Raw genomic sequence first — 22,087 nt, 5'->3', positions numbered from 1 at the left:
ATAAAAATGAAAATTGATGATAATTTCTATATGAAATTAGCCATTGATGAGGCTTGGAAATATCAACTCCTAAGCTATCCAAATCCTGCTGTTGGATGTGTGATTGTAAAAGCTGGGAAACTACTAGCTATTGAAGCACATAAAGAAGCAGGTCTTCCTCATGCAGAGATAAATGCTTTAAAAACTGCATTTTTGACTTCTGAACCAAATTCTGTTTTAAAAATTAAAAATAGCAGTTCTGAGATACATGATTATTTGATAAAAAATCACAATGGATTTTTTGAAGATTGTGAAATATATACGACTTTAGAGCCTTGTAATCATATAGGTAAAACTCCATCTTGTGCAAATCTTCTATCAATTTTAAAACCTAAAAGAGTAATTATTGGCTCAATTGATACAAATAAAATTGCAAGTGGTGGAATAGAAACTTTAAAAAATACAAATATAGAAGTTACAACAAAAGTTTTAGAAAAAGATTGTGATAATCTTCTTTTTCCTTTCAAATCTTGGCAAAATAAAACTTGTATATTTTTTAAAATGGCACAAACTTTAAATGGTTCAATTGATGGAGCAATCTCATCTCATAGAGCTAAACTTTATGTACATATGCTAAGAGATAAGATAGATTTATTGCTTATTGGTGGAAATACTGTAAGAACAGATAAGCCAATACTTGATACTAGATATGTAAAAGGAAAAGAACCTGATATTTTTATCTACAGTAAAAGTAAGGTATTCAGTCAAAATATACCTCTATTTTCAATTCCAAATAGAAAAGTTATTATTAGTGATGATTTATTTAAAGTTCTTGATTATAAATTTGTAATGGTTGAAGGTGTTTATAATCTTCTTGATATATTAAAAGATAAAATTGATTTCTTTATACTAATAGTATCTCCAAAAATTAGAGCTGGAATAAATGCTTTAAATAGTTTAGATATTGATTTTGAAATATTGCATGAAAACTTTTTAGGAGATGAAAAAATAGTTTTTCTAAAAAGAGTTAAGAGATAAAAAATTGAAAAACTTGAAGATTAACTTCAAGCTTTTACTATTTTAATAAAGATACCAATTTATCTAAAGAAAAAGAGCTTTCTTCCACTTTTCCATCATTTGTAAGCATATCTACAACTTTTGGAAGCATACTAGCAATTCCTGAACTTACTTCGCTTTCATTCACACCAAATTTACTAGCTAAATTTGAAAATGTATTTTCACCTAAAGCTGAAATTAGTTGATTTGCATTTATAGGAAGATTTGTACCATTTCCAAGCCAAGAAGCAACTTGTTCACTTAGTCCTGCACTTTGAAGTTTTTGAAGCAGTCCTGATAATCCACCGCTATTATCTATTAAAGTATGAACCATATTTACAATTGAACCTAATCCATCACCTGATGTGTTGTTTAATACTTTTCCTAAAACTTGTCCTGCTATTCCATCTAATAAACCCATTCAAATCTCCTTTTTAAAATTCTTAAACTATAACATAAATAGAATTAATATTATTTAATAATTTATTTTCAATTTAATTCTTGATTAAAATCTAAATTAAACTCAATTTCAATTATATTCCCTTTTTTAACCATATTGATAGGGTAATTTACATTTATTGAGTAAAGTTCATTATTTAAATTATCGATTAAAGTAAAGAAATCTTTTGGCTCTTTTACTAAAATATTTATAATATAGCTATATTTTAAATACTCTTTCTTATTTTCTCCAATATATCTTATAAGAGCATTTTCAGGTAAAAATATCTTAAGTTGCTCCAAAACTCTCTCATTTGACATCTGTTCATCTATTAAATACTCTTTATCAAAATTTTTATAACTTGTATTAAAATCTTTAAAATCTTTTGCTACAACTAAAGCTTTAAAGTCTTGTTTTTTCCCTTTCTCAAGGCTCTCAACTTTACTATTTTCAAATATTGAAATTAATAAAGGTCGCATTAATGCAAGATTTTCTTCATCTTTTGAGAATAGTTCCATTTCAAGGCTGTTTTTATTTAATTTTAAACTATCAATAGAGATTCCATCTGCTATTGTATTAAAAATTGCTCTTATCTCTTTTTCAATTCTATCATTGAAATTTACATGATCAGGAAGTCTTAAAGAGCTATTTGTTGCTATAAACTCCTCTTGTTTTGGTGAAAATCTCTCTTTTAGCATTTCAAAATCTAAAAGTGTATAAAATTTATAAAGACCAGCAAAAATAACAGCCAAAAATATCACAAAATATAGATATTTAAAATCTCTTTTAACTCTTTTTTTTCTAGGAAGTACAAAACTTTTTTGATTTCTATTATCTTTTGCTAACTCAAAAATCTCTTCATCGATACTAATAGGAAGATAATCTACTTTTAAAAAAAGTTCAGTAGATAACTTCTCAATATCACTATTATCAAGTTGCTTTTGACTATATAAAAGAGTTACTTTTTCAACAAAAGTATTTGAGTGCTTAGAGTAAAATTCGCCTAAACTATTTTGAATTATTGTATTTAACTCAAAATAGTATATTTCATTAAATAGCTTTTGAGCCTCTAAATCATCATCATAAAAGTGTGTACTTTTTACAGATTGGTAAGTTGGTAAATCTAAAATTTTATTATCTACAATAATTCCTGCACTATTTAAAATTAAAATATATGCTTTATCATTATAAATTAAAGCTAAAAATTCGTTTCTACAAATATTTTTTTCAATATACAAATTCATTATATGAAAAGCTGAATATATGAAATCTATTCCTGTTTTTACAAAAAAGTTTTTTGTTTCAAAAAGTGTTGTTTTTAAAACTGCAATATCATATTCCATATTGAATTTTGCTATTTCACAATCTTTTATCTTACTAGATAGCTCTTTTGGAACTAAAGAAGTTGTATCACTCAATAACAAAGTTGAAATATATGTAAAATCTATCTCTTCTTGAGAGCTATTTAATTTTTGAGCAATATCTGTAGGTAAAATATCATCTTTGCACAAGAAATTTGAGTTATTTGTCTCTAAAATTAGATTATTACTAAATTTTCTATACTCTAATTTTACTTGAGCATCATCTTTTAAAACATTTATATATAAAGACTCTTTTTTAAACATTTTTCCTACTTTATTGAGTGAACTAACATCTTCTCTTTTATCAAAGTTTTTGCCTCATCTAGTTCCATATTTTGCACACTAAAGGCTTCACCTATATAAAAATCTATTCTTCCAAAAGGCTTTGGAAGTACAAACTTATCCCATGATTTAAATTGCCAATATTTTGTTGGGATAGAATTAAAACATCTAATTTTTCTTCCACTTTTTTGTGAAATTACTACAACACCATCTGCTACACTATATCTAGGACCTCTTGGACCATCAGGTGTAATTGCTATATCATTTCCAGCTTTTAACTCTTTTAGAGCATTTATTAATACTTTTGCTCCACCTTTAGAACTAGAACCCCTAATTGCCCAAATCTTAAACATAGAAGCTAATTTTGTAATTGTCTCTCCATCTCTATTTTCGCTAATCATAGCTTTTACTGTTCCAGTTTTTCTAAAAGCTTGATAGTTAAATATTTGTCCTAATAAATCTCCGTGCCACATACAAACAATAAATGACTCTTTGTCATCTTTTGGATGATGATAAACTTTTTTATTTGTCATATATATAAATTTTACAACAAAATATAATAAATATGGTGCAAAATTTCTTTTGAATTTTTTCCACATTAGATATTTACCACTTCACCTTTTAAAGAAGTTCTTGTAACTTCAGTTATTTTTACATCTACAAATTTTCCAAGTAACTCATCACTTCCTTTTGTAAATACAAGAAAATAGTTATCCGTATATCCACTTACTTCACCATTTGGTTTTAAACTCTCAACTAATACATTTACAGTTTTTCCAAGCATATCTGGCATACTTTTTTCTAAATATCTCTTATGAAGTTCAATCAACTCTTCAAGTCTTGCACTTCCAATCTCATCAGCAATCTCTTGCTCTTTTAATTCAAGAGCTTTTGTTCCAGGTCTTGGTGAATATTTAAAGTTGAAAATTTGATCAAATTTAACTTGATTTACAACATCTAAAGTATCTAAAAAATCTTCGTGTGTTTCCCCAGGAAAAGCAACAATAATATCAGTTGTAATTCTTAAATCTGGAATTAAATCTCTCATTTTTGAAGCTCTATTTAAAAACCACTCTTTTGTATATCCTCTTTTCATAGCTTTTAAAATAGAAGTTGATCCACTTTGAAGTGGCATATGAATACATTTTGAGATTTTTGGGTTTCTTGCAAACTCTTCAATAAACTCATCATCCATATGAAGTGGGTGCGGAGAAGTAAATCTTATTCTTTTTAAACCTTCTATTTTTGAAACATCTTGCAAAAGTTTTGTAAAGCTATATTTTTCTCTTTTATCGCTAAATCTTTTCCCATAAGAGTTTACATTTTGTCCCAAAAGTGCAACTTCAACAGCACCATTATCAACAGCTTTTTGTATTTGAGAAACTATCATTTCTGGTGGAATTGATATTTCATCTCCTCTAGTACTTGGAACTATACAATATGTACACTCTTTGTCACAACCAACAGATATATTTACACTTGTTCTAAAACTATTATTTTTTGCAATAGCAAACTCATATTGTGAGTCATCATTTGAAATAGATACTTCAACAGAGCCTTTAACATCAACTACATCTTTTATTTTAGAGATATTTCTAGCACCTAAAACGAAATCTACATAAGGAGCTCTTTTTATAATATCTTTTCCTAAATGTGAAGCTGTACATCCACAAACTCCAATTTTTGCACCCTCTTTTTTCTTTTTATTAAATTGTCCTATTTCTGAAAAAAGCTTTTGAACTGGCTTTTCTCTTACAGAACAAGTATTAATAATAATCAAATCAGCATCTTCAATATTTTGTGTAGCTGTATAACCTTTGTGTTTTTCTAGCTCTGCTTGAATATGCTTACTATCAGTGTCATTCATTTGACACCCTAATGTTTGTATAAATAATTTTTTACTCATAAACTTTATAACACTTGAATATTAAAGTGCATGAACCTCATACATATACTCATCATCAGCTAAACCATATTTTATCTCTCTAAAATATACATTAAAACCATCTTTTTCTAAAGCATCAACTAAAGCCATCATATCTTTATGAGAGTTATCTCTATCGAAATAGAAGATTTTTTGTTTATCTTTTGCTAACTCTTCTTTAATTTTTTCTAATTGAGCCTTTTTTGGCTTTTCATTTAACTCTTTTCTTGCAAATAATAATTCCATTTATTAAACCTTTTTTTTGATAATTAGTCATATATTTTAGTTAAAAATTACTTTAATTTCTATAAAAGGCTAATTTAGATAAAATCCCTATCTACACTCACATTGAAAATCATAATTTTACATTTCAATGTCAAAAAAACTAAGGATAATCATGGATAAAATAATAGATATTTTAGATTCTATAGCATATGAAAAAGGTTTAAAAATTGATGATGTTGAAAATGCTTTAAAAGAAGCTCTAATCAAAACAGCTCAAAAAATGGTAGATCATACTTTGGTTTTTGATGCAAAAATTGATAGAACAAATAAAAAATTAGTGCTTCTTCAAAAAATAGAAGTAATTGCGGATGAAGATAGAAGACTTTTTGGTGATGCAAAAGATGAAGAAGGAAATAATATAAATAGTGAAAACTATATTAGTATTGAAGCTGCAAAAGATATAAATTCAGATTTAGAAATTGGAGATTTTCTAAGTTATGAATTAGAGTTTGAAAATATGGGAAGAAATGCAGCAACAATTCTTTCAAGCAATTTTGAATATAGACTTCAAAGATTTGTAGAAGAAAATATTCTTTCAAAATATAAAGAAAAAATTGGAAAAACTGTAATTGGAGTTGTTTCAAGAGTCGATAAAAATGAGAGTACTTTTATTGAAATTGGTGAGATTAAAGGTGTTTTATTAAGAAAAAATAGAATAAAAGGTGAAAAATTTAAAGTAGGAGATACTTTAAAAGCAGTTGTAAGAGGTGTAAATATTGATAAAAATTTAGGACTTATAGTTGAACTTTCAAGAACAAGTCCAAAATTCTTAGAGAGTCTTTTAGCTTTAGAAGTTCCTGAACTTAAAGATGGAAAAATAACAATCGAAGCAAGTGCTAGAATTCCAGGAACTAGGTCTAAAATTGCTTTAAGCACAACAAGTGAACAAATAGATCCAATAGGAGCAATTGTTGGAGTAAAAGGTGTTAGAATAAATGCTGTTTCTTCACAATTAAGTAAAGAGAGTATAGATTGTGTTGAGTATTCAACTGTTCCTGAAATGTTTGTAGCAAGAGCTTTAAGTCCTGCACTTGTAAATAGTGTAAAAATAGAACTTGAGCCAAAAAATGGTGAAAAAGGTAAAGCTATTGTTACAATAAATAGTGATCAAAAATCAAAAGCTATAGGAAAAGATGGTTTAAATATTAGATTAGCTTCAATGCTTACAAAATATGATATTGAGCTAGTTGAAGTTGCATCAACTACAAGTATTAATTCTTCAACTCAAACAACAAGTGAAAATGAAGAGAAAACAACTGATACATCAAGCCTAGAGGCACTATTTAAATAGTATGAAAAAGATATATTTTTACGACTCATCAAAAAAATCAAAAGTAGAGTTTATATCTTTAAAAAAAGATATTGTAAAAATCTATGTTTGTGGACCAACTGTTTATGATAATTCACATTTAGGACATGCAAGAAGTGCTATTGCTTTTGATCTGCTTCATAGAGTTTTAAAAGCAAATGGCTATGAAGTTTTTATGGCAAAAAATTTTACAGATATTGATGATAAGATTATCAAAAAGATGAATGAGAGTGGAAAATCTCTTGAAGAGATTACAAGTTTTTATATAAATGCCTATAAAAATGATATGAACTCTTTAAATATTTTACCAAACTCTTTTGAGCCAAAAGCAACAGCTAATCTTGAAGCTATGAAAGAGATGATTGAAAATTTACTTTCAAAAGATATAGCATATAAAACTCTTGATAGTGTATATTTTGATGTTTCAAAAGATAAGTTTTATGGCTCTTTATCGCATCAAGCTAGTGATGAAAACTCACTTGCAAGAGTTGAAATAAACAAAGAAAAAAGAAATAGCTCAGATTTTGCTCTATGGAAATTTGAAAAAGCAGATGATGTAAGTTTTGCTTCAAATTTTGGTAAAGGTCGCCCTGGATGGCATATTGAGTGTAGTGCTATGATTGATAAACATTTAGCCTACAAAGATGAGTCTTATCAAATTGATATTCATTGTGGAGGTGCAGACTTACTTTTTCCACACCACGAAAATGAAGCTAGTCAAACAAGATGTGCAAGTGGACAAAATCTTGCAAAATATTGGCTACACAATGGTTTTGTCAATATAAATGGTGAAAAAATGAGTAAATCTTTGGGTAACTCATTTTTCCTAAAAGATGTTTTAAAATCGTATAGTGGAGAAGTTGTAAGATTTTATCTTTTAAGCACTTCATATAGAGCAAATATCAATTTCAATGAAGAAGATTTAATCGCTAGTAAAAAACGACTTGATAAACTTTATAGAGTTAAAAAAAGAGTTTATGGAATATCTGGTTCAAAAGTAGATGAGAAGTTTAAAAGTGATATTTTAGAAGCTTTAAATGATGATTTAAACACATCTTTAGCTCTTTCAATTATCGATGAATTTATAAATAATTCAAATGAGAATTTAGATAAAAATCCAAAAGATAAAAACTTAAAACAAGAGATAGTTTCAAATCTTGAGTTTATAGAAAATATTTTAGGTTTTGGTGGAAGCGATGCTTACTCTTATTTTCAATTTGGAATAGATGAGAAAACTAAAGAGAAAATTGAAAACTTAATTTCACAAAGAAATGAAGCAAAAAAAGATAAAGATTTTGCAAAAGCAGATAGTATCAGAGATGAGTTAAACTCTATGGATATTTCAATTATGGATACGGCTTCGGGAGTTGTTTGGGAGTATAGATAGTTTTTATTTTTAGATTGTTGTCAAGTTTTACTTGACAACTCAAAAATCAATACAAAAACCCAAATAACCAAAGTGGGATTTTATTTTTAAACCCAATTTCAATATCATCAAGAGCCAAAAAGCTATTTTCTAAATCTTTGATTTGAGAAAAATCTTTGTTTTTTCCACCAATTTCAAAGATATATTTATCATTTACTACAAAATCACCCATTTTTGCATATTTTAAATTGTTATAAATTTTCACTTGAGATACAAAAAAACTCTCTCTTTGATTTCCACTATTTTTGTTTGAACATAGAATATTGTATAGATTTATATTCTCAAGATATATTTTATCTGGTTTATTTAACAATTTTTTATTTGAAAAATCTCCACCAATTATCTCTATTAAATCTGCTTTTTGAAGATAATAAAAGTATGAATACATAGTATTTCTACTAATTTGTGCATTGTTAGCTAAATTTTGGATATTTAACTCCATAGGAACACTACTACAAAGTAGGTGCAAAAGTTTTCTTATTGTATTTATTTTTTCACTTTCTACATTGTAAATAGTTGCAACTTCACTATCAAGGATAATATTTAAAATCTCATTTAATCTTAAATTATAAGCCATTTCACCTTCTGTAAAAAATGGATAAGAACCAAACTCTTTATAAAGTTTGAAATATTCCAAAGGATTAAAAGATTTTTTAAGCTCCATAGCTATATTTTGGTGATTATTAAGTAGCTCTTCAAGACTTAAAGGCTTAAAATCAAAATCAAATTTTATAGCCAAAAACTCTCTAAAAGACAAAGAATTTAATCTATAGAAAAGCACTCTTCTACTTAAATCTACTTTACTATTTTCAATCTCTAAAGCAGATGAACCAGAAAATATAAGTTTTATATCTAAAAAATCATAAATCATTTTTATTTCTTGTGCAAAATTACTAGCTTTGTGAATTTCATCAATTATTAATAATTTTCCACCAAAAAGACTAAACTCTTTTGCAAGTTCAAAAAGGGAATCTGCAACACTATCAGCACTTATATATAAAATTTGAGTTTGTAAATAGTTGTATTCATTTGCAATTTGTCTTAAAAGAGTAGTTTTTCCTACTCCTCTTTGACCTAAAATTGCAATATGTTTGGAGTTTTTATCTATCTTTTCAAATAAATATCTTTTGTGTTTTGGTGTGGGAAGTGAGAAAAAAAGATTTGATAACTCAAATAGTTTATCTAAATTCATAATATTCCTTTTCAATCTATTGAAAAGATTATATCACATTTTTTTCAATAGATTGAAAAATAGAAAGAAAATCTATAAAAAAATCTTCTTATACTCTTCTTCATCCCAAGCAACAATCACTTTGTTACCATATTCAATAACAGGTCTTTTATAAAGCATTGGCTCTTTTATTAACCACTCTTTTTTTCCATTTTCATCTAAGTTTAACTCTTTTAATCCAAGAGTTTTGTATTTTGTACCTTTGCTATTAAAAAGTATATTTATATCAACTTTTTTTGTCCAATCTTCTAATTGTTCTTTATTTGGAGTGTAAGTTTTGAAATCTACAAACTCAACTTCAGTATTTTGGTCTTTGAAAAATTTCAAAGCATTTCTTACACTTCCGCAAGTTTTTATACCATAAACTTTTATCATAGCTTACTCTATAATCTTTGGAACTACAAAGTAGTTATCTTCACTTTTTGGAGCATTTTTTAAAATATCATCTGAAATCTCTTTGCTTGAAACTGCAATATCTTCTCTAAAAGGAGTTCCACCACCAATAGTGCTTGAAATCGCTTCTACATTTGAAACATCAACTTCATTTAAGTTATTTACAAATTCCAACATTTGAGAAATGTCACTTTTGATTTTTTCTTTATTTTCTTCTCTTACTTTTAAACTTGAAAGCTTTTCTAATTTTGCTATTAATTTATCATCTACAATAATTTCACTCATTTCTGTACCTTTATAATTTTTCAAACTTTTATTTTATCAAAAAAAAGATTTATTTGCCTCTTTTAGCATAAAACTCTTTTTTAAATTCAACCCAATTATCATTTAAAATTGCACTTCTAGCTTCTCTCATCAAATCCAAATAATAATAAATATTGTGTAAAGATGCTAACCTAAAATATGTTATTTCTCCAGCTCTTAAAAGGTGATTTAAATATGCTCTTGTGAAATTTTTACAAGTGTAACATCCACAACTCTCGTCTATTGGTTTTATATCTTCTTTAAATTCCGCTTTTTTGATATTTAATCTTCCAAAACTAGTAAAAAGTGTACCATTTCTTGCATTTCTTGTTGGCATAACACAATCAAACATATCAACACCTCTTTCGATATTTTCTATCAAATCTTCAGGTGTTCCTACTCCCATTAAGTATCTTGGTTTATTCTCTGGCATAAATTGTGTAGTCCACTCTACTGTGTCATACATATCTTGGTTTGGTTCTCCAACACTAAGTCCACCAATAGCAAAACCATCAAAATCACTCAAAGCACAAAGTTGTGTAGCACTAAGTTTTCTAAACTCTTTGCTAGTTCCCCCTTGAATAATTGCAAAAATATTTTGATGAACTCCAACTCCTTTTGCTTTTTGCTCCATATGATACTCAATAGCTTCTTTTGCCCATTTTGTTGTTCTTTCTATTGATTTTTTTATTCTCTCATTTGTGTTTGGAAGAGCAACTAAATCATCTAGTATCATCATAATATCGCTATTTAGTTCATATTGAGTATCCAAAACACTTTGTGGTGTGAAGTAGTGTTTGCTTCCGTCTATATGTGATTTAAACATTATTCCATTTTCATCTGGTTTTGAATTATCACTTAGTGAAAATGCTTGAAAACCTCCACTATCAGTTAAAAAAGAGTTTGGAAATTTTGAAAAACCGTGAAGTCCACCAAATTTTTTAATTAGCTTACTTGTAGGTCTTAAATACAAATGATAAGTATTTCCTAAAATAATTTTTGCACCCATTTCTAACATATCGTTTGCATCAAGAGCTTTTACAGTTCCTTGAGTACCAACTGGCATAAAAACTGGAGTTAAAATAGTACTATGAGCTGTTTCTATAGTACAGGCTCTAGCACCATTTGAAGTTTTGTCAATTTGAAATTTCATAAATTTTATAAACCTTTGAGAACTTAGAGTTTAGTCTAAGAGTATTAAAGTTATCATCTTATCTAAAATCTACTATTAAACTTTTTAAGATATAATTTTGCCCATGAAAAAAATATTAATTATACTAGATGGAATAGTTGCAAAGAAGTTATTACAAAGAATAGTTGAGTCAAATACAGGCGATAATAACTATGATGTTGTATATTTAAACGATGTAATTTTACCTATTCAAAAACCTTCAAACTTTACTTTTTATAAGTTTGATCCAACTTCAAATTCTAAACTCTCTATGGTTTTAGATAAAAATATACATAGCGAAGTTCTAATGGCATTAAACTCAAAAGATGAGATGTTAAGTGTTATTAAAAATATAAGAGAATACAAAAAAAATCTTCAAATTACTATTTTAGATTATTGGGGAATAAATATAAAAGACCAATTTCTAAATATTTACAAAGGTATTGAAGTCTTAGCAAATGGTATGGTTGAAAGATTACCAAATGTACCAGTTTTAGCACAAAATATTGGTTTAAAACAAGGTGAGATTATGGAGATAAGAGTTCCGTTTGGAAGCTCTTATGCTTATAGATCAATTGCTTCAATTGAGCAAAAACAGTGGAGAATTTTTGGAATTTATAGAAACCAAAAAATGCTTGATTTATCTCCTACTTTAGTTTTAAAACCAAATGATATTATTTTAGTTATTGGAAAACCAACAGTTTTAATGAATATTTATAATGTTATAGGAAAAACTCAAGGTCAATTTCCTATGCCATTTGGAAGTAAAATATATCTATATTTAGATCTATATTTAGAGAATGAAGAGAGTGTAAAAAAAGCTATAGATGAAGCAAAATTTCTAAATAATAAGTTAAAAAATTCCCTTCTAATTATCAAAGTAACAAGACCAACAACAGTCAAAATAATGGAGATGATAAAAGATGAAGTTAAACATTTTCCTACAATAATTTTACAAATGGATTATGCAAACAAAGGCTTCAAAGAGATATTAAAAGAAGATAGTAGAAAATATAATATAGGTTTGTTAATGCTAACTTTATCTATGTTTAAAGATAAAGAAGCTATCAAACATATTTTGGACCTTAAAATACCTATATTTAAATTTGGCAAAGAGAGTTTAAAAGCTGTAAAAAATGTTGGTGTTGTTTTAAATGAAAGCGGTTCTTATGAACAAATTTCTCCAATAGTTTTTGATGTTGCAACTCAACTTAAAATAAAAACAAAAATATTTGATTTTGACCCAATTGGCGAGAAAGATAATCAAATAAGATTACTTGACCATTTTGAGAGTTTAGCGAAAATCTTTAATGAAAAAATAGAGATTATTCAAGGACAAGAAAATCCAATAAGAGAGCTTAGAAAACAGAAAGATATTTTACAAATCTTACCTCTAAAAGAAAAAATGTTTAGAAAAAGATTTTTTATTAAATTTTTCTATACAAATAGCGACTTAATCTCTTTTGATATAAATAAATTTAATCAAATTTTAATTCCAGTATCTGAATAGTAAAAAAGGAAACAAATGACGCAAAATGAACTAAATGAAGCAAGGACTAATCCTGAATTTTTAAAATATTTAGAAGAAGCAAGAGAAAATTCTATCAAATCAAAAAACATAGCTTTGATGTATGAAACTCTTGATTCTATGCTAGTTTTAGATTTAGATGAAGAGAAAATAAACTCTTTATATGAAGAGATTTTAAAATTATCATTTTTAAGTGTTGAAAAACTTTTAAATAAAGGCGATAAGCTAGATTTAAATGAGCCAAATATCTTTTATATAAGAGCTTTATATGAACATGCAATCGAAAAGTGGACAAATGAAAATATCTCTGGAGCAAAAGAGCTTTTATTTGTAATAGCAAATATAATTGATGATGAAATCCTAAAAAATGCAATAAATTGTATGATTATTTCTCTAAATAAAAATATTAATTTTGATGAATTTTATGATGAATATGTAGATTTAGATGCTATTAATAATGATGAAAAATATGGTTATTTTTTAATAAATTTCAATTTCAAAATAGATGATTTTCTAAAAGAGAATCAAGATATTTTAGAAACTGAATATAAAAATTTACAACATCTAATAATGGAGAGAAAATAGTGAGAGTTCATTTTATAGGAATCGGTGGAATTGGATTATCAGCACTAGCAAGAATGCTAAATTTTGATGGACACAGTGTAAGTGGAAGTGATATGAAAAGCTCAAGTATCACAAAAGAGCTAGAAATTGAGGGAATAAAAGTATCTTGCCCACAAGCTTCAAAAAATATTAGCCCTGATTTAGATTTAGTTATTTATTCAGCTGCTGTTACAGATGAAAACCCTGAATTAATCGAAGCTAGACTTAAACAAATAAGAACTTTATCAAGAAAAGAAGCTTTGCCTATAATTTTGGGAGATAAGAGAAACTACTGTGTAGCAGGGGCTCACGGAAAATCAACTACAACGGCAATTTTGGCAACTATTTTGCAAAGTAGTGCTTTAATTGGGGCAATTTCAAAAGAGTTTGGAAGTAATTTTAGATATATTGATAAAACTTTAGCTTTTGAAGCAGATGAGAGCGATGCTTCATTTTTGCTTTCAAATCCATATTGTGCAGTTGTAACAAATGCAGAGCCTGAACATATGGAATATTATCACTATGATTATGATAAATTTTATGAGTCATATGAAACTTTTTTATCTTTGGCAAAAAAAAGAGTTGTAAATGGTGAAGATAAAGATATAGCTAAACTAAAAATTGAAGATGCAACATATTTATACCCATCAAAAGATATAAAAAATCTTTGCTACACTATAAAAGATGGGCAACCTTGCACAAAATTTGATTTAAAAGATTATGGGACTTTTGAAGTTTGGGGCTTTGGTTTTCATATAGCTTCAAATGCCTCTTTGGCTATCTTGGCTGCTTTAAATGAGCTAGATATTGAAACTATTAGAAAAAATCTTCTAAACTACAAAGGAATAAAAAAACGATTTGATATAGTTCAAGCAAATGAAAAATTTGTGGTAATTGATGACTATGCACATCATCCAACAGAGATAGCAGCAACTATGAAATCTGTTGAGCTATATGATAATCTTACAAATTTTAACAATAGAATAGTTCTTTGGCAACCACATAAATACTCACGAACTGCTGATAATTTGGAAGGTTTTAAAGAGTGTTTTAAAAGATGTGATGAGCTTATAATCTTGCCTATTTGGACTGTTGCAGGAGAGAAAAAAATAGAAATAGATTTTGCAAAAGAGTTTGAAAGATATAATCCTATTTTTGCAGATAGAGTTGTAGCTTATGAGGGAAAAATAGAGCTTATAAAAGATGATAAGATTATAAAAACTTATGATGAGGGAATATTTTTAGGTGTTGGAGCTGGAGATATTACTTATCAGTTGAGATATTAAATTTTAGATATTTAAAAAAAGTTTTTGTTAAATTACAAAAATTTTCCCATTTTCTATTTTAATTTTATTATCCAATTCGTACTCTAAAATCTGATTTGGATATTTTAGTATAGCTTCATCATAAAATGGTGAAGTTTTGCAATACTCCAAAACTTCATCAAAAATCTCTTTAAAAAGCCCAACTCCTACTATACTTTCTACAAACTCATCAATATCATAAATAGCTGTAGCCATTCCTTTTTTTAGTAGTTCATTTGTGCCTAAACTCTCATTTAATCTATGTGGTAAGACAAAAATCTCTTTATTTTGTTTTAGTGCAAACTCAACAGAAGTTAAACTTCCAGAATTCAAATCAGCTTCACAAACTATAAGTTTTTCACCCAAACTTACAACTAGTTCATTTCTTAAAACAAAGGTGTAGTTTCTAGCTTTCTCACCTAGTTTAAAGTTAGATAGCATAAGTCCTTGTTTTTCAATATCTTTTATCAAATTCAAATTTACACTAGGATACCTAATATCCAAACCATTTCCTACAACTGCAATTGTATTTGCAAATCCTGCACTACTATGTGCAATAGCATCAACCCCCATAGCAGCACCACTAACTATACAAACTCCATTTTGAGCTAACTTAGTAGCAAGTTTATATGTAAACTCTTTTGTATAAGAATTTGGTCGTCTAGTTCCTACTATTGAGATTTTTTTTCTTTTTAAAAGTTCTAAGTTTCCAATATAAAAAAGTTCACTTGGATATTTTTTCATATTCTTTAATTCTGGAATTTCAAAATTAATTTTTTTAATCATTTAAAAACCTAATATAATAATAAAAATTATTATACTAAGTTTTTTATAAATATGGAAGTTTATTTAGTAAAACTGGTTCTACTTCATTTAAAAGATGTTTTGACTCTTTTAAAACTTTTATTGTAATATCATAAGGATGCCCAATAGCAATTGAATATCCTTGTTTTTTTGCTATTTTTATAGCATCTTTTAATTGATTTTGAATAGCTGTAAAATCTTTTGTATTATCTAAAAAAGTATTTCTAACAATATATGGCATATTGTATTTAGCAGAGTATTTTTTTGCTACAGATTTTGCACTTGTTCTGCTATCTACAAAAATAAAATTATATTTATCCAAGGCTTTATACAATTTTGCCATTGCTTCATCATTTTCTGTAAAAACTGAACCTGTATGATTATTTGTATATTTTGCTTTTGGATACCACTCTCGTAGCTTCTTAACTCTTGCCTCAATTTGCTCATAAGTATCGCTTACTTTCAAAGTATCAATTTCAGCCCCTTTAAATGCACTTGAAGCTTGCATAGGAAAATGTATCATATGAAAAGGTACACTTTGCGCAATTTGTGCAGAGTTTGGATGTCCTTTTGTAGGTGGTAAAAATGCCATAGTAACAGGATAACCAATATTTAAAATACTCTCTTTTTGTTTTTGTGTACTAACATCATCTATTATAATTACAAGTTTTGGTTTTATTTTTGGATTATGTATATATTTATCTTTTGAAGTTATGATAGATTTCTCATCATATTTTTTTTCTTCTTTTTTCTCTTCTTTTTTTGTTATTTGCTCTTTTATATTCTCTTTTTTCTTCTCAGGTTCTTTAATTTCTATATTTTTTTCTTTAACTATTTTTTCATCATTTATTTTTTTTATATCTTCAATTTTTTGAACAATCTTTTCATTTATACTATCTTTATTCTCTTCAATATAACTTTTTTCTAATTCAAAATTTGTCTCTTCAAAATGCTCTTCTTTTTGAGCAATATTATCTTTTATTATATTTTCCTCGATACTCTTATCGTCAAAAATATTTAGTTCACTCAAAATTCTTTTCTCATTTAATGCTTGTTTTTCTTTATATAAAGATGGTGTTTTTTCTATCTCAACAATTTTTGTTTCTATTTCTTGATTATCATTTGAAAATATAAAATATAATCCTATTGAGATAAATAATATGGAAGCTAGAAGAAGTAAAAATACTTTTGATAATTTTTGTTTTGATATTTTTCTTCGTGTTTGTCGTATTTTAGTTTTTAGTTTTGATCTTTTTTTTGCCATAAGAATTTTTTATATTTTAAGAGCAAAAGCTCTTAAAATATAATTAGTTAGTCTCTTGATTTACTATTTTTTTAGATGCAATCCATGGCATCATATTTCTAAGTTTTACACCAGTTTGCTCTAATAATGAAGCTCTAGTATATGCTCTTTCAGCATTCATTCTTGGGTATCCAGCTTGTCCTTCAAGTATGAAATCTTTAGCAAATACACCATTTTGAATCTCTTTTAAGATTTGTCTCATAGCTTTTTTAGACTCATCATTTATAACTCTAGGACCAGATACATAATCTCCGTATTCAGCAGTATTAGAAATAGAGTATCTCATATCTGCAATTCCACCTTCATACATTAAATCAACAATTAATTTTAATTCATGTAAACACTCAAAGTATGCCATTTCTGGCTCATATCCAGCTTCTGTTAATACTTCAAATCCAGCTTGAACTAATGCAGTTGCTCCTCCACATAATACAGCTTGTTCTCCAAAAAGGTCAGTTTCTGTTTCATCTTTAAATGTTGTTTCAATAATTCCAGTTCTTCCACCACCAATAGCACTTGCATATGCTAGAGCAACAGCTTTTGTATCACCACTTGCATCTTGATGAACTGCGATTAAATCTGGAATTCCTCCACCTTTTACAAATTCACTTCTTACAGTGTGTCCTGGAGCTTTTGGAGCAACCATCATAACATTGATTTTTTTGCAAGGAATAATTCTTTTATAGTGAATATTAAATCCGTGTCCAAATGCTAAATAAGCACCCTCTTTTAAGTTTGGTTTAATTTCATTTTCATAAATTTCAGATTGACTCTCATCTGGTAAAAGAATCATTACAACATCAGCAATTTTTGTAGCTTCAGCTACTGTTAAAACTTTGAAACCTTTTGCTTCAGCTTTTTTCCAAGACGAACCATCTTTTCTTAAACCAACAACAACTTCAACACCGCTATCTCTTAAGTTTTCAGCATGTGCGTGACCTTGTGATCCAAATCCAATCATTGCTACTTTTTTTGATTTGATTAACTCTATATTACAATCTTTGTCATAGAATACATTTATTGCCATTTATCTACCCTCTATTTTTTAAAAATTTAGCAAGATTATACAAAAGCTAAACTAAATATTAGATTTAAAGTAAAAGTTATATAATAGAGCAAATTAATAAGGATAAAAGTGTTAAAAAAATTATTTAAAAGTATTTTAGAAGAAGATTTTAATTTTTCACAAGAAGAAAAAAACATAGTAAATACATATATAAAAGATGAAATTATCATACAAAATGGTGATTTTTATGAGATAAATTCAAAGTATAAAATAGGTACTTTAAAAATAGAAAAGAACTTTGCTATTTTAGAAGATTTGATAAATCCTATAAAAAATATAAAACTTGAATTAGAGCATTTAAATGGTGCTTTTAATGGAGATTTAGTACTTGCAAAAAGAGTTTTTAACCCACGAAGTAAAATAAAAGCAAAAGTTATAAAAGTGCTTGATGGAAAAAAAGCTGAAATTTTAGTTTATGTAAAAGATAATTTTTTTGTAACCATGAAAGAGAATATTGTATTAAATGCAAAAGTTTCTAAAAACTACAAAGAAAATGATGTTTTAATAATTGACAACAAAGAGTTTAAAGAGATTAAATTTATTGGAAATTTAGATGAGCCAAAAATAGATGAGTTTATATCTTTATATATTTATGAAGAACTTTATAGAGATGAAAAACCTGCTATTTATGAAGAAGCAGATAAAAATGAAAAAGATGAAAATAGAGTAGATTTAAGAGATTTGCCATTTTGTACAATTGATCCAAATAGTGCAAAAGACCACGATGATGCGATATATTTTGATGAAGAAAATAGCACTCTTTTTGTAGCAATTGCTGATGTTTCGCATTTTGTAAAAGAAAATAGCGAACTTGATATTTTAGCTTTTAAAAAATCTTCAACAATATATTTACCTACAAGAACTTTGCCAATGCTTCCAAGTATTTTAAGTGAAAATCTATGTTCATTAAAAGAAAATGAAGATAGATTTGCCTATGTTTTTAAACTAAAACTAGATTTAAAAAATTTAACTGTACAAAAAAGCGAACTTTTCTCTGCAATAATAAAAAATCATAGAAATTTCTCTTATGGAAGAATTGATAGAGTTTTAGATGGAAAACTTGACCAATACAACAATATAGAAAAAGAGATTTTTGACTATTTACTTCCACTTTACACTCTTACAAAAAAACTTAGAGAAAAAAGACTAAAAAAAGGTTACGATTTTAGAAGCCAAGAGAATAGATTAAAGTTAAAAAACAATCTATTAGAAAATATTGAAGTTGAAAAATCAACAGCTTCTCACCAACTAATTGAAGAGTGTATGCTTCTAGCAAATATTGAAGCTAGTAAAAAAGTTGGAATTTTAGGAATTTTTAGAATTCACGAAGAGCCAAGTTTTAAAGCTTTATCAAAACTAATTGATGATGTAAATATTTTAGGAGTAAAAGCAAAACTTCAAGATAATGTTCATCAAACTATAACTCATATTCAAGAAGAGGCAGATAAACTGCTTTTAAGAGATGAAGTTGATGAACTTGTTATTCAAAGCTTAACACAAGCAAAATACTCTTCAAAAAATCTAGGACACTTTGGTTTAGGTTTTGCTTCATACTCACATTTTACAAGTCCTATAAGAAGATACTCTGATTTGGTTTTACATAGAATTTTAAAAAGTAAAAAATTACCAAAAGATATTGATGAAATTTGCACACATATTTCAGAGCAAGAGAGAAAAATAGATAAGCTTGTTTGGGATTTTGAAGATAGAACTTATGCTAGATGGGCAAAAAATAATATTGGAACTATTATAAATGTAAAAATAGTAGATATGGAAAAAGGAAGAGCTATTTGCTATGACAAAATTGTTGGTTTGAAAGTTGTAATTGAAAATTATAAAGGGCAGAAACTATTTTCAAAATATAGAGTGAAAATAGTTTCTAGTTGCCTAGCAACAAAATTGATAGTGGCTACTTTATTGTAGAACACTTATCAATTGTAGCAAAGTATGGTTCTACTTTTTCATTTGTTACATATTGACCAATTAATTTCTCTTTTTCGTTTATAAAAATTGGTGCAACTAAGTTTATAATTGAGTATTCAACTGGATCTTGAGATACAACAGCAAAATAAGTCTCGAAATCATCTTTTGATTTAATTTTTAATGCTTCTAAAGTTTTTTGATCTATTTCAAAATCAAAAGTTACTTTATTTAAAACATTTATGTTTACAACTGTTATTTTAGTTTTATCTTCTAATACTAAAAATGAGAAAAACTCATCAATTTTCTCTATTGACAGATTTGAAGCACCTTCAAAACCTAAAATTGGTAAAGCAATTTTATACATATAAACCCCTTTTTTTGTTAAAGTTAAAAATTATAATAAAAGTAAACTTAGGATATTATTTTGTTATGTATAAAAATGAATTCGATAATTGTCTTAGACAAAACAAAATTTACAAATCTTATATGTTTTATGGTCAAAGTATCTATTTAATTGAAAGATACTCTTTGGATATTGCTAGAATTTTAGCAAATGGAGATGATATAGAAAAGTTATATTTTGAAGAATATGATTTTAAAATTGCAAAAAATAAACTTTTACAATCTTCACTTTTTTCAAATAATAATATTTTACTTATAAAAACAGATAAAAAAATTCCAAAAAAAGAGTTAGACTCATTAATAGAGGCTTGTAACACAAACCCAAATAGCTACCTTATAATTGCTTGTTTAGGAGATAGTGATTTTAAAACAATGGAGAGTAGTTTTAATGAAAAAACAAATAGTGTTTTTGTTAGATTTTTCCAAGCAAGTGATAATGAAGCTATCAATTTTTTGGAGTTTGAAGCAAAAAATTTGGCTATGAAATATGAATTAAATGCCTTAAGCCACCTATATTTTATGCACAAAATGGATTTAGCACTTTGTGTAAATGATTTAAAAAAACTAGCAGTTTTAAATGAACTAATTACTATAAATGTTGTTGATGCAAACTGTTTTGGTATGGCTAGTGTTAATTTTGAGGATTTTTTACATGATTTACTAAGCGGTAAAGATATAGCAGATGATTTAGCTCTAATCTTAGAAGAGGGTTCAAATGAGATTTTTATACTAAATCAAATAAGCTCTTTTGTTCAACAACTCTTTATGATTAGCTCTTATGCTAGAGCCTTTGGACAAGTAAATCCAAAAGAGATTTTAGGATATATTCCACCAAAAAATATTTGGGAAAAAAAATCTAAATTAGCAATAAACAGAAAACCACAGGATTTTGAAGAGATTTTAAACTATATTTTATCTTTAGAATTAGAATTAAAAATAGGAAAAATAGATAATATAAATTTATATTTACAAGCAAGTCTAAGAAAATTTACAGTTTTATTTAGATAAAATCTCGCACTTTACAAAAAATAAATCCTTGCTGATGAAATAGGAAATGTAAAGAAAATCGGCACAATCTATAAGGAGAATATATGTCAAAATTAAAACATTATGAAACAATGTTTATCTTAAAGCCTACATTAACTGAAGAAGAAACTGTAGCACAACTAGAAGGAATTAAAGCTCTATTTGAAAAAAATGGTGCAGAAATCGTTGCTTCTGATAATATCGGTATCAAAGAATTAGCTTACGAAATTGAAAAACAAAAAAGAGGTTACTATTTTGTAGCATATTTCAAAGCTCCTGCAGCTGCTATTGCAGAAATTGAAAGAAATTATAGAAATAATGAAAATCTAATTAGATTTATTTTCATTAAGTTTGAATCAAGAAAAGAGATTGCTTCTTGGACAAAAATGAGCGAAGAGGCTACAAAAAAAGCTTCTAAATAATTAAACAAAGGACCTTATTATGTATAATAAAGTAGTTATGGTTGGAAACTTAACAAGAGATATAGAGTTAAGATATTTACCTTCTGGAACAGCTGTTTCAAAAAGTGCGATTGCTACTTCATATAAGTATAAATCTCAAACTGGTGAACAAAAAGAAGAAGTTTGCTTTTTGGATATAAACTTTTTTGGAAGATCAGCTGAAATTGCTAATCAATACTTAAAAAAAGGTTCTAAAGTTTTAGTAGAAGGAAGACTTGTTTTTGAACAGTGGACAGCACAAGATGGAACAACAAGAAACAGACACTCTTTAAGAGTTGATGAGATGAAAATGTTAGATTCTAAAGGTGCTAGTGAGGGTGGAAATAGTTATAATCCTAATCAAGGATATAATCAAAACTACAATCAAGCTCCACAAAATCAATATAACAATCAAAATTCTTATGATAATTTTGGTGGTACAAGTTCACAAAAACAAAAATATGAGCAAAAAGTACCTGATATCAATATCGAAGACGACGAAATACCGTTTTAGAAAAAAGGATAAAAA

The 22,087-nt window shown here is 27.1% G+C and carries 23 protein-coding genes; 10 read left to right on the top strand and 13 right to left on the bottom strand.

The genetic code is table 11. The features are described from left to right. The first annotated feature begins 6 nt into the window (after positions 1 to 6). Positions 7 to 1,017, top strand: coding sequence for a bifunctional diaminohydroxyphosphoribosylaminopyrimidine deaminase/5-amino-6-(5-phosphoribosylamino)uracil reductase RibD (ribD, locus tag IQC44_RS02310; protein ID WP_198304592.1), 1,011 nt, complete (start codon positions 7 to 9; stop codon positions 1,015 to 1,017). Between the two features lie 37 nt (positions 1,018 to 1,054). Here ribD and IQC44_RS02305 read toward each other — a convergent pair whose 3' ends face one another. The 5 genes from IQC44_RS02305 to IQC44_RS02285 all read right to left on the bottom strand — a co-directional run bounded on the left by IQC44_RS02305 (position 1,055) and on the right by IQC44_RS02285 (position 5,287). Further along, positions 1,055 to 1,456, bottom strand: coding sequence for a YidB family protein (locus IQC44_RS02305; protein WP_198304591.1), 402 nt, complete (start codon positions 1,454 to 1,456; stop codon positions 1,055 to 1,057). Positions 1,457 to 1,524: 68 nt separating this feature from the next. Continuing rightward, positions 1,525 to 3,099 carry a hypothetical protein gene (locus IQC44_RS02300; protein WP_198304590.1) on the bottom strand — a complete coding sequence of 525 codons (1,575 nt, stop codon included), beginning with the start codon at positions 3,097 to 3,099 and terminating at the stop codon, positions 1,525 to 1,527. 5 nt (positions 3,100 to 3,104) lie between these two features. Further along, positions 3,105 to 3,650: a lysophospholipid acyltransferase family protein gene (locus IQC44_RS02295; RefSeq protein WP_228286230.1), complete on the bottom strand. Its 546-nt coding sequence runs from the start codon at positions 3,648 to 3,650 to the stop codon at positions 3,105 to 3,107. Between the two features lie 65 nt (positions 3,651 to 3,715). Further along, entirely contained in the window at positions 3,716 to 5,023 is a 1,308-nt protein-coding gene (gene miaB / locus IQC44_RS02290) for a tRNA (N6-isopentenyl adenosine(37)-C2)-methylthiotransferase MiaB (RefSeq protein ID WP_198304588.1), read from the bottom strand. Positions 5,024 to 5,044: 21 nt separating this feature from the next. Continuing rightward, positions 5,045 to 5,287, bottom strand: a complete 243-nt coding sequence (locus IQC44_RS02285) for an HP0268 family nuclease (RefSeq protein ID WP_198304587.1) — start codon at positions 5,285 to 5,287, stop codon at positions 5,045 to 5,047. Between the two features lie 151 nt (positions 5,288 to 5,438). Between IQC44_RS02285 and nusA the strand changes: the two genes are divergently transcribed. Further along, positions 5,439 to 6,617 (top strand): transcription termination factor NusA, encoded by a 1,179-nt coding sequence (gene nusA / locus IQC44_RS02280; RefSeq protein WP_198304586.1) that lies wholly within the window; start codon positions 5,439 to 5,441, stop codon positions 6,615 to 6,617. A 1-nt stretch (position 6,618) separates the two neighbouring features. Next, positions 6,619 to 8,022: a cysteine--tRNA ligase gene (cysS, locus tag IQC44_RS02275; protein WP_198304585.1), complete on the top strand. Its 1,404-nt coding sequence runs from the start codon at positions 6,619 to 6,621 to the stop codon at positions 8,020 to 8,022. A gap of 46 nt (positions 8,023 to 8,068) precedes the next feature. On the opposite strand, the gene IQC44_RS02270 is transcribed toward cysS, so the two are convergent. The 4 genes from IQC44_RS02270 to tgt all read right to left on the bottom strand — a co-directional run bounded on the left by IQC44_RS02270 (position 8,069) and on the right by tgt (position 11,141). Continuing rightward, positions 8,069 to 9,253 (bottom strand): ATP-binding protein, encoded by a 1,185-nt coding sequence (locus tag IQC44_RS02270; protein WP_198304584.1) that lies wholly within the window; start codon positions 9,251 to 9,253, stop codon positions 8,069 to 8,071. Positions 9,254 to 9,325: 72 nt separating this feature from the next. Further along, positions 9,326 to 9,667, bottom strand: a complete 342-nt coding sequence (locus IQC44_RS02265) for an arsenate reductase family protein (RefSeq protein WP_198304583.1) — start codon at positions 9,665 to 9,667, stop codon at positions 9,326 to 9,328. Positions 9,668 to 9,670: 3 nt separating this feature from the next. Beyond that, positions 9,671 to 9,961, bottom strand: coding sequence for an Asp-tRNA(Asn)/Glu-tRNA(Gln) amidotransferase subunit GatC (gene gatC, locus IQC44_RS02260; protein WP_198304714.1), 291 nt, complete (start codon positions 9,959 to 9,961; stop codon positions 9,671 to 9,673). A 58-nt stretch (positions 9,962 to 10,019) separates the two neighbouring features. Then, positions 10,020 to 11,141, bottom strand: coding sequence for a tRNA guanosine(34) transglycosylase Tgt (gene tgt / locus IQC44_RS02255; RefSeq protein WP_198304582.1), 1,122 nt, complete (start codon positions 11,139 to 11,141; stop codon positions 10,020 to 10,022). A 103-nt stretch (positions 11,142 to 11,244) separates the two neighbouring features. Between tgt and IQC44_RS02250 the strand changes: the two genes are divergently transcribed. From IQC44_RS02250 to murC, 3 genes are read left to right on the top strand one after another with little or no spacing between them, the layout of a single operon-like run. Then, positions 11,245 to 12,669, top strand: a complete 1,425-nt coding sequence (locus IQC44_RS02250; RefSeq protein WP_228286228.1) for a COG3400 family protein — start codon at positions 11,245 to 11,247, stop codon at positions 12,667 to 12,669. A 15-nt stretch (positions 12,670 to 12,684) separates the two neighbouring features. Next, positions 12,685 to 13,272, top strand: coding sequence for a hypothetical protein (locus tag IQC44_RS02245; RefSeq protein WP_198304580.1), 588 nt, complete (start codon positions 12,685 to 12,687; stop codon positions 13,270 to 13,272). Then, positions 13,272 to 14,576, top strand: coding sequence for a UDP-N-acetylmuramate--L-alanine ligase (gene murC, locus IQC44_RS02240; RefSeq protein ID WP_198304579.1), 1,305 nt, complete (start codon positions 13,272 to 13,274; stop codon positions 14,574 to 14,576). Before IQC44_RS02245 ends, murC begins: the two co-directional genes overlap by 1 nt. Positions 14,577 to 14,603: 27 nt before the next feature. Here murC and IQC44_RS02235 read toward each other — a convergent pair whose 3' ends face one another. The 3 genes from IQC44_RS02235 to ilvC are packed head-to-tail and all read right to left on the bottom strand — an operon-like array spanning position 14,604 to position 17,728. After that, a complete protein-coding gene (locus IQC44_RS02235) occupies positions 14,604 to 15,380 on the bottom strand; it encodes a DNA-processing protein DprA (RefSeq protein ID WP_198304578.1) in 777 nt (258 codons plus the stop codon). 43 nt (positions 15,381 to 15,423) lie between these two features. Continuing rightward, positions 15,424 to 16,662, bottom strand: coding sequence for a divergent polysaccharide deacetylase family protein (locus IQC44_RS02230; RefSeq protein WP_198304577.1), 1,239 nt, complete (start codon positions 16,660 to 16,662; stop codon positions 15,424 to 15,426). Positions 16,663 to 16,705: 43 nt separating this feature from the next. Further along, positions 16,706 to 17,728: a ketol-acid reductoisomerase gene (ilvC, locus tag IQC44_RS02225; RefSeq protein ID WP_198304576.1), complete on the bottom strand. Its 1,023-nt coding sequence runs from the start codon at positions 17,726 to 17,728 to the stop codon at positions 16,706 to 16,708. A 108-nt stretch (positions 17,729 to 17,836) separates the two neighbouring features. Here ilvC and IQC44_RS02220 point away from each other — a divergent pair, with 108 nt between their 5' ends. Further along, positions 17,837 to 19,690, top strand: coding sequence for an RNB domain-containing ribonuclease (locus tag IQC44_RS02220; protein ID WP_198304575.1), 1,854 nt, complete (start codon positions 17,837 to 17,839; stop codon positions 19,688 to 19,690). Here IQC44_RS02220 and fliW read toward each other — a convergent pair. After that, positions 19,677 to 20,054 (bottom strand): flagellar assembly protein FliW, encoded by a 378-nt coding sequence (gene fliW, locus IQC44_RS02215; protein WP_198304574.1) that lies wholly within the window; start codon positions 20,052 to 20,054, stop codon positions 19,677 to 19,679. The genes IQC44_RS02220 and fliW overlap by 14 nt on opposite strands. A gap of 65 nt (positions 20,055 to 20,119) precedes the next feature. On the opposite strand from fliW, the gene IQC44_RS02210 reads away from it, so the two are divergent. The 3 genes from IQC44_RS02210 to IQC44_RS02200 all read left to right on the top strand — a co-directional run bounded on the left by IQC44_RS02210 (position 20,120) and on the right by IQC44_RS02200 (position 22,072). Continuing rightward, positions 20,120 to 21,100: a DNA polymerase III subunit delta gene (locus IQC44_RS02210; RefSeq protein ID WP_198304573.1), complete on the top strand. Its 981-nt coding sequence runs from the start codon at positions 20,120 to 20,122 to the stop codon at positions 21,098 to 21,100. An 83-nt stretch (positions 21,101 to 21,183) separates the two neighbouring features. Beyond that, positions 21,184 to 21,540, top strand: coding sequence for a 30S ribosomal protein S6 (gene rpsF, locus IQC44_RS02205; protein ID WP_198304572.1), 357 nt, complete (start codon positions 21,184 to 21,186; stop codon positions 21,538 to 21,540). Positions 21,541 to 21,559: 19 nt separating this feature from the next. Further along, on the top strand, positions 21,560 to 22,072 hold the full coding sequence (locus IQC44_RS02200) for a single-stranded DNA-binding protein (RefSeq protein WP_198304571.1): 513 nt from the start codon (positions 21,560 to 21,562) through the stop codon (positions 22,070 to 22,072). The last annotated feature ends 15 nt before the right edge of the window (positions 22,073 to 22,087 follow it).

Origin of the sequence: Arcobacter vandammei (assembly GCF_016106035.1) — a bacterium.
Classification (GTDB): Bacteria; Campylobacterota; Campylobacteria; order Campylobacterales; family Arcobacteraceae; genus Aliarcobacter; species Aliarcobacter vandammei.
Note: the sequence above shows the minus strand (reverse complement) of the source record. Positions and strands in the feature narration are given on the sequence as shown.

Bases quoted from the DNA above. Each gene is read 5' to 3' on its own strand.
- IQC44_RS02200 (WP_198304571.1), top strand. From the start codon at position 21,560: ATGTATAATAAAGTAGTTATGGTTGGAAACTTAACAAGAGATATAGAG.
- IQC44_RS02250 (WP_228286228.1), top strand. From the start codon at position 11,245: ATGAAAAAAATATTAATTATACTAGATGGAATAGTTGCAAAGAAGTTA.
- IQC44_RS02305 (WP_198304591.1), bottom strand. From the start codon at position 1,456: ATGGGTTTATTAGATGGAATAGCAGGACAAGTTTTAGGAAAAGTATTA.
- IQC44_RS02245 (WP_198304580.1), top strand. From the start codon at position 12,685: ATGACGCAAAATGAACTAAATGAAGCAAGGACTAATCCTGAATTTTTA.
- miaB (WP_198304588.1), bottom strand. From the start codon at position 5,023: ATGAGTAAAAAATTATTTATACAAACATTAGGGTGTCAAATGAATGAC.
- ilvC (WP_198304576.1), bottom strand. From the start codon at position 17,728: ATGGCAATAAATGTATTCTATGACAAAGATTGTAATATAGAGTTAATC.
- IQC44_RS02235 (WP_198304578.1), bottom strand. From the start codon at position 15,380: ATGATTAAAAAAATTAATTTTGAAATTCCAGAATTAAAGAATATGAAA.
- rpsF (WP_198304572.1), top strand. From the start codon at position 21,184: ATGTCAAAATTAAAACATTATGAAACAATGTTTATCTTAAAGCCTACA.
- IQC44_RS02210 (WP_198304573.1), top strand. From the start codon at position 20,120: ATGTATAAAAATGAATTCGATAATTGTCTTAGACAAAACAAAATTTAC.
- fliW (WP_198304574.1), bottom strand. From the start codon at position 20,054: ATGTATAAAATTGCTTTACCAATTTTAGGTTTTGAAGGTGCTTCAAAT.
- ribD (WP_198304592.1), top strand. From the start codon at position 7: ATGAAAATTGATGATAATTTCTATATGAAATTAGCCATTGATGAGGCT.
- IQC44_RS02270 (WP_198304584.1), bottom strand. From the start codon at position 9,253: ATGAATTTAGATAAACTATTTGAGTTATCAAATCTTTTTTTCTCACTT.
- IQC44_RS02230 (WP_198304577.1), bottom strand. From the start codon at position 16,662: ATGGCAAAAAAAAGATCAAAACTAAAAACTAAAATACGACAAACACGA.
- IQC44_RS02300 (WP_198304590.1), bottom strand. From the start codon at position 3,099: ATGTTTAAAAAAGAGTCTTTATATATAAATGTTTTAAAAGATGATGCT.
- IQC44_RS02285 (WP_198304587.1), bottom strand. From the start codon at position 5,287: ATGGAATTATTATTTGCAAGAAAAGAGTTAAATGAAAAGCCAAAAAAG.
- nusA (WP_198304586.1), top strand. From the start codon at position 5,439: ATGGATAAAATAATAGATATTTTAGATTCTATAGCATATGAAAAAGGT.
- cysS (WP_198304585.1), top strand. From the start codon at position 6,619: ATGAAAAAGATATATTTTTACGACTCATCAAAAAAATCAAAAGTAGAG.
- IQC44_RS02265 (WP_198304583.1), bottom strand. From the start codon at position 9,667: ATGATAAAAGTTTATGGTATAAAAACTTGCGGAAGTGTAAGAAATGCT.
- tgt (WP_198304582.1), bottom strand. From the start codon at position 11,141: ATGAAATTTCAAATTGACAAAACTTCAAATGGTGCTAGAGCCTGTACT.
- IQC44_RS02295 (WP_228286230.1), bottom strand. From the start codon at position 3,650: ATGACAAATAAAAAAGTTTATCATCATCCAAAAGATGACAAAGAGTCA.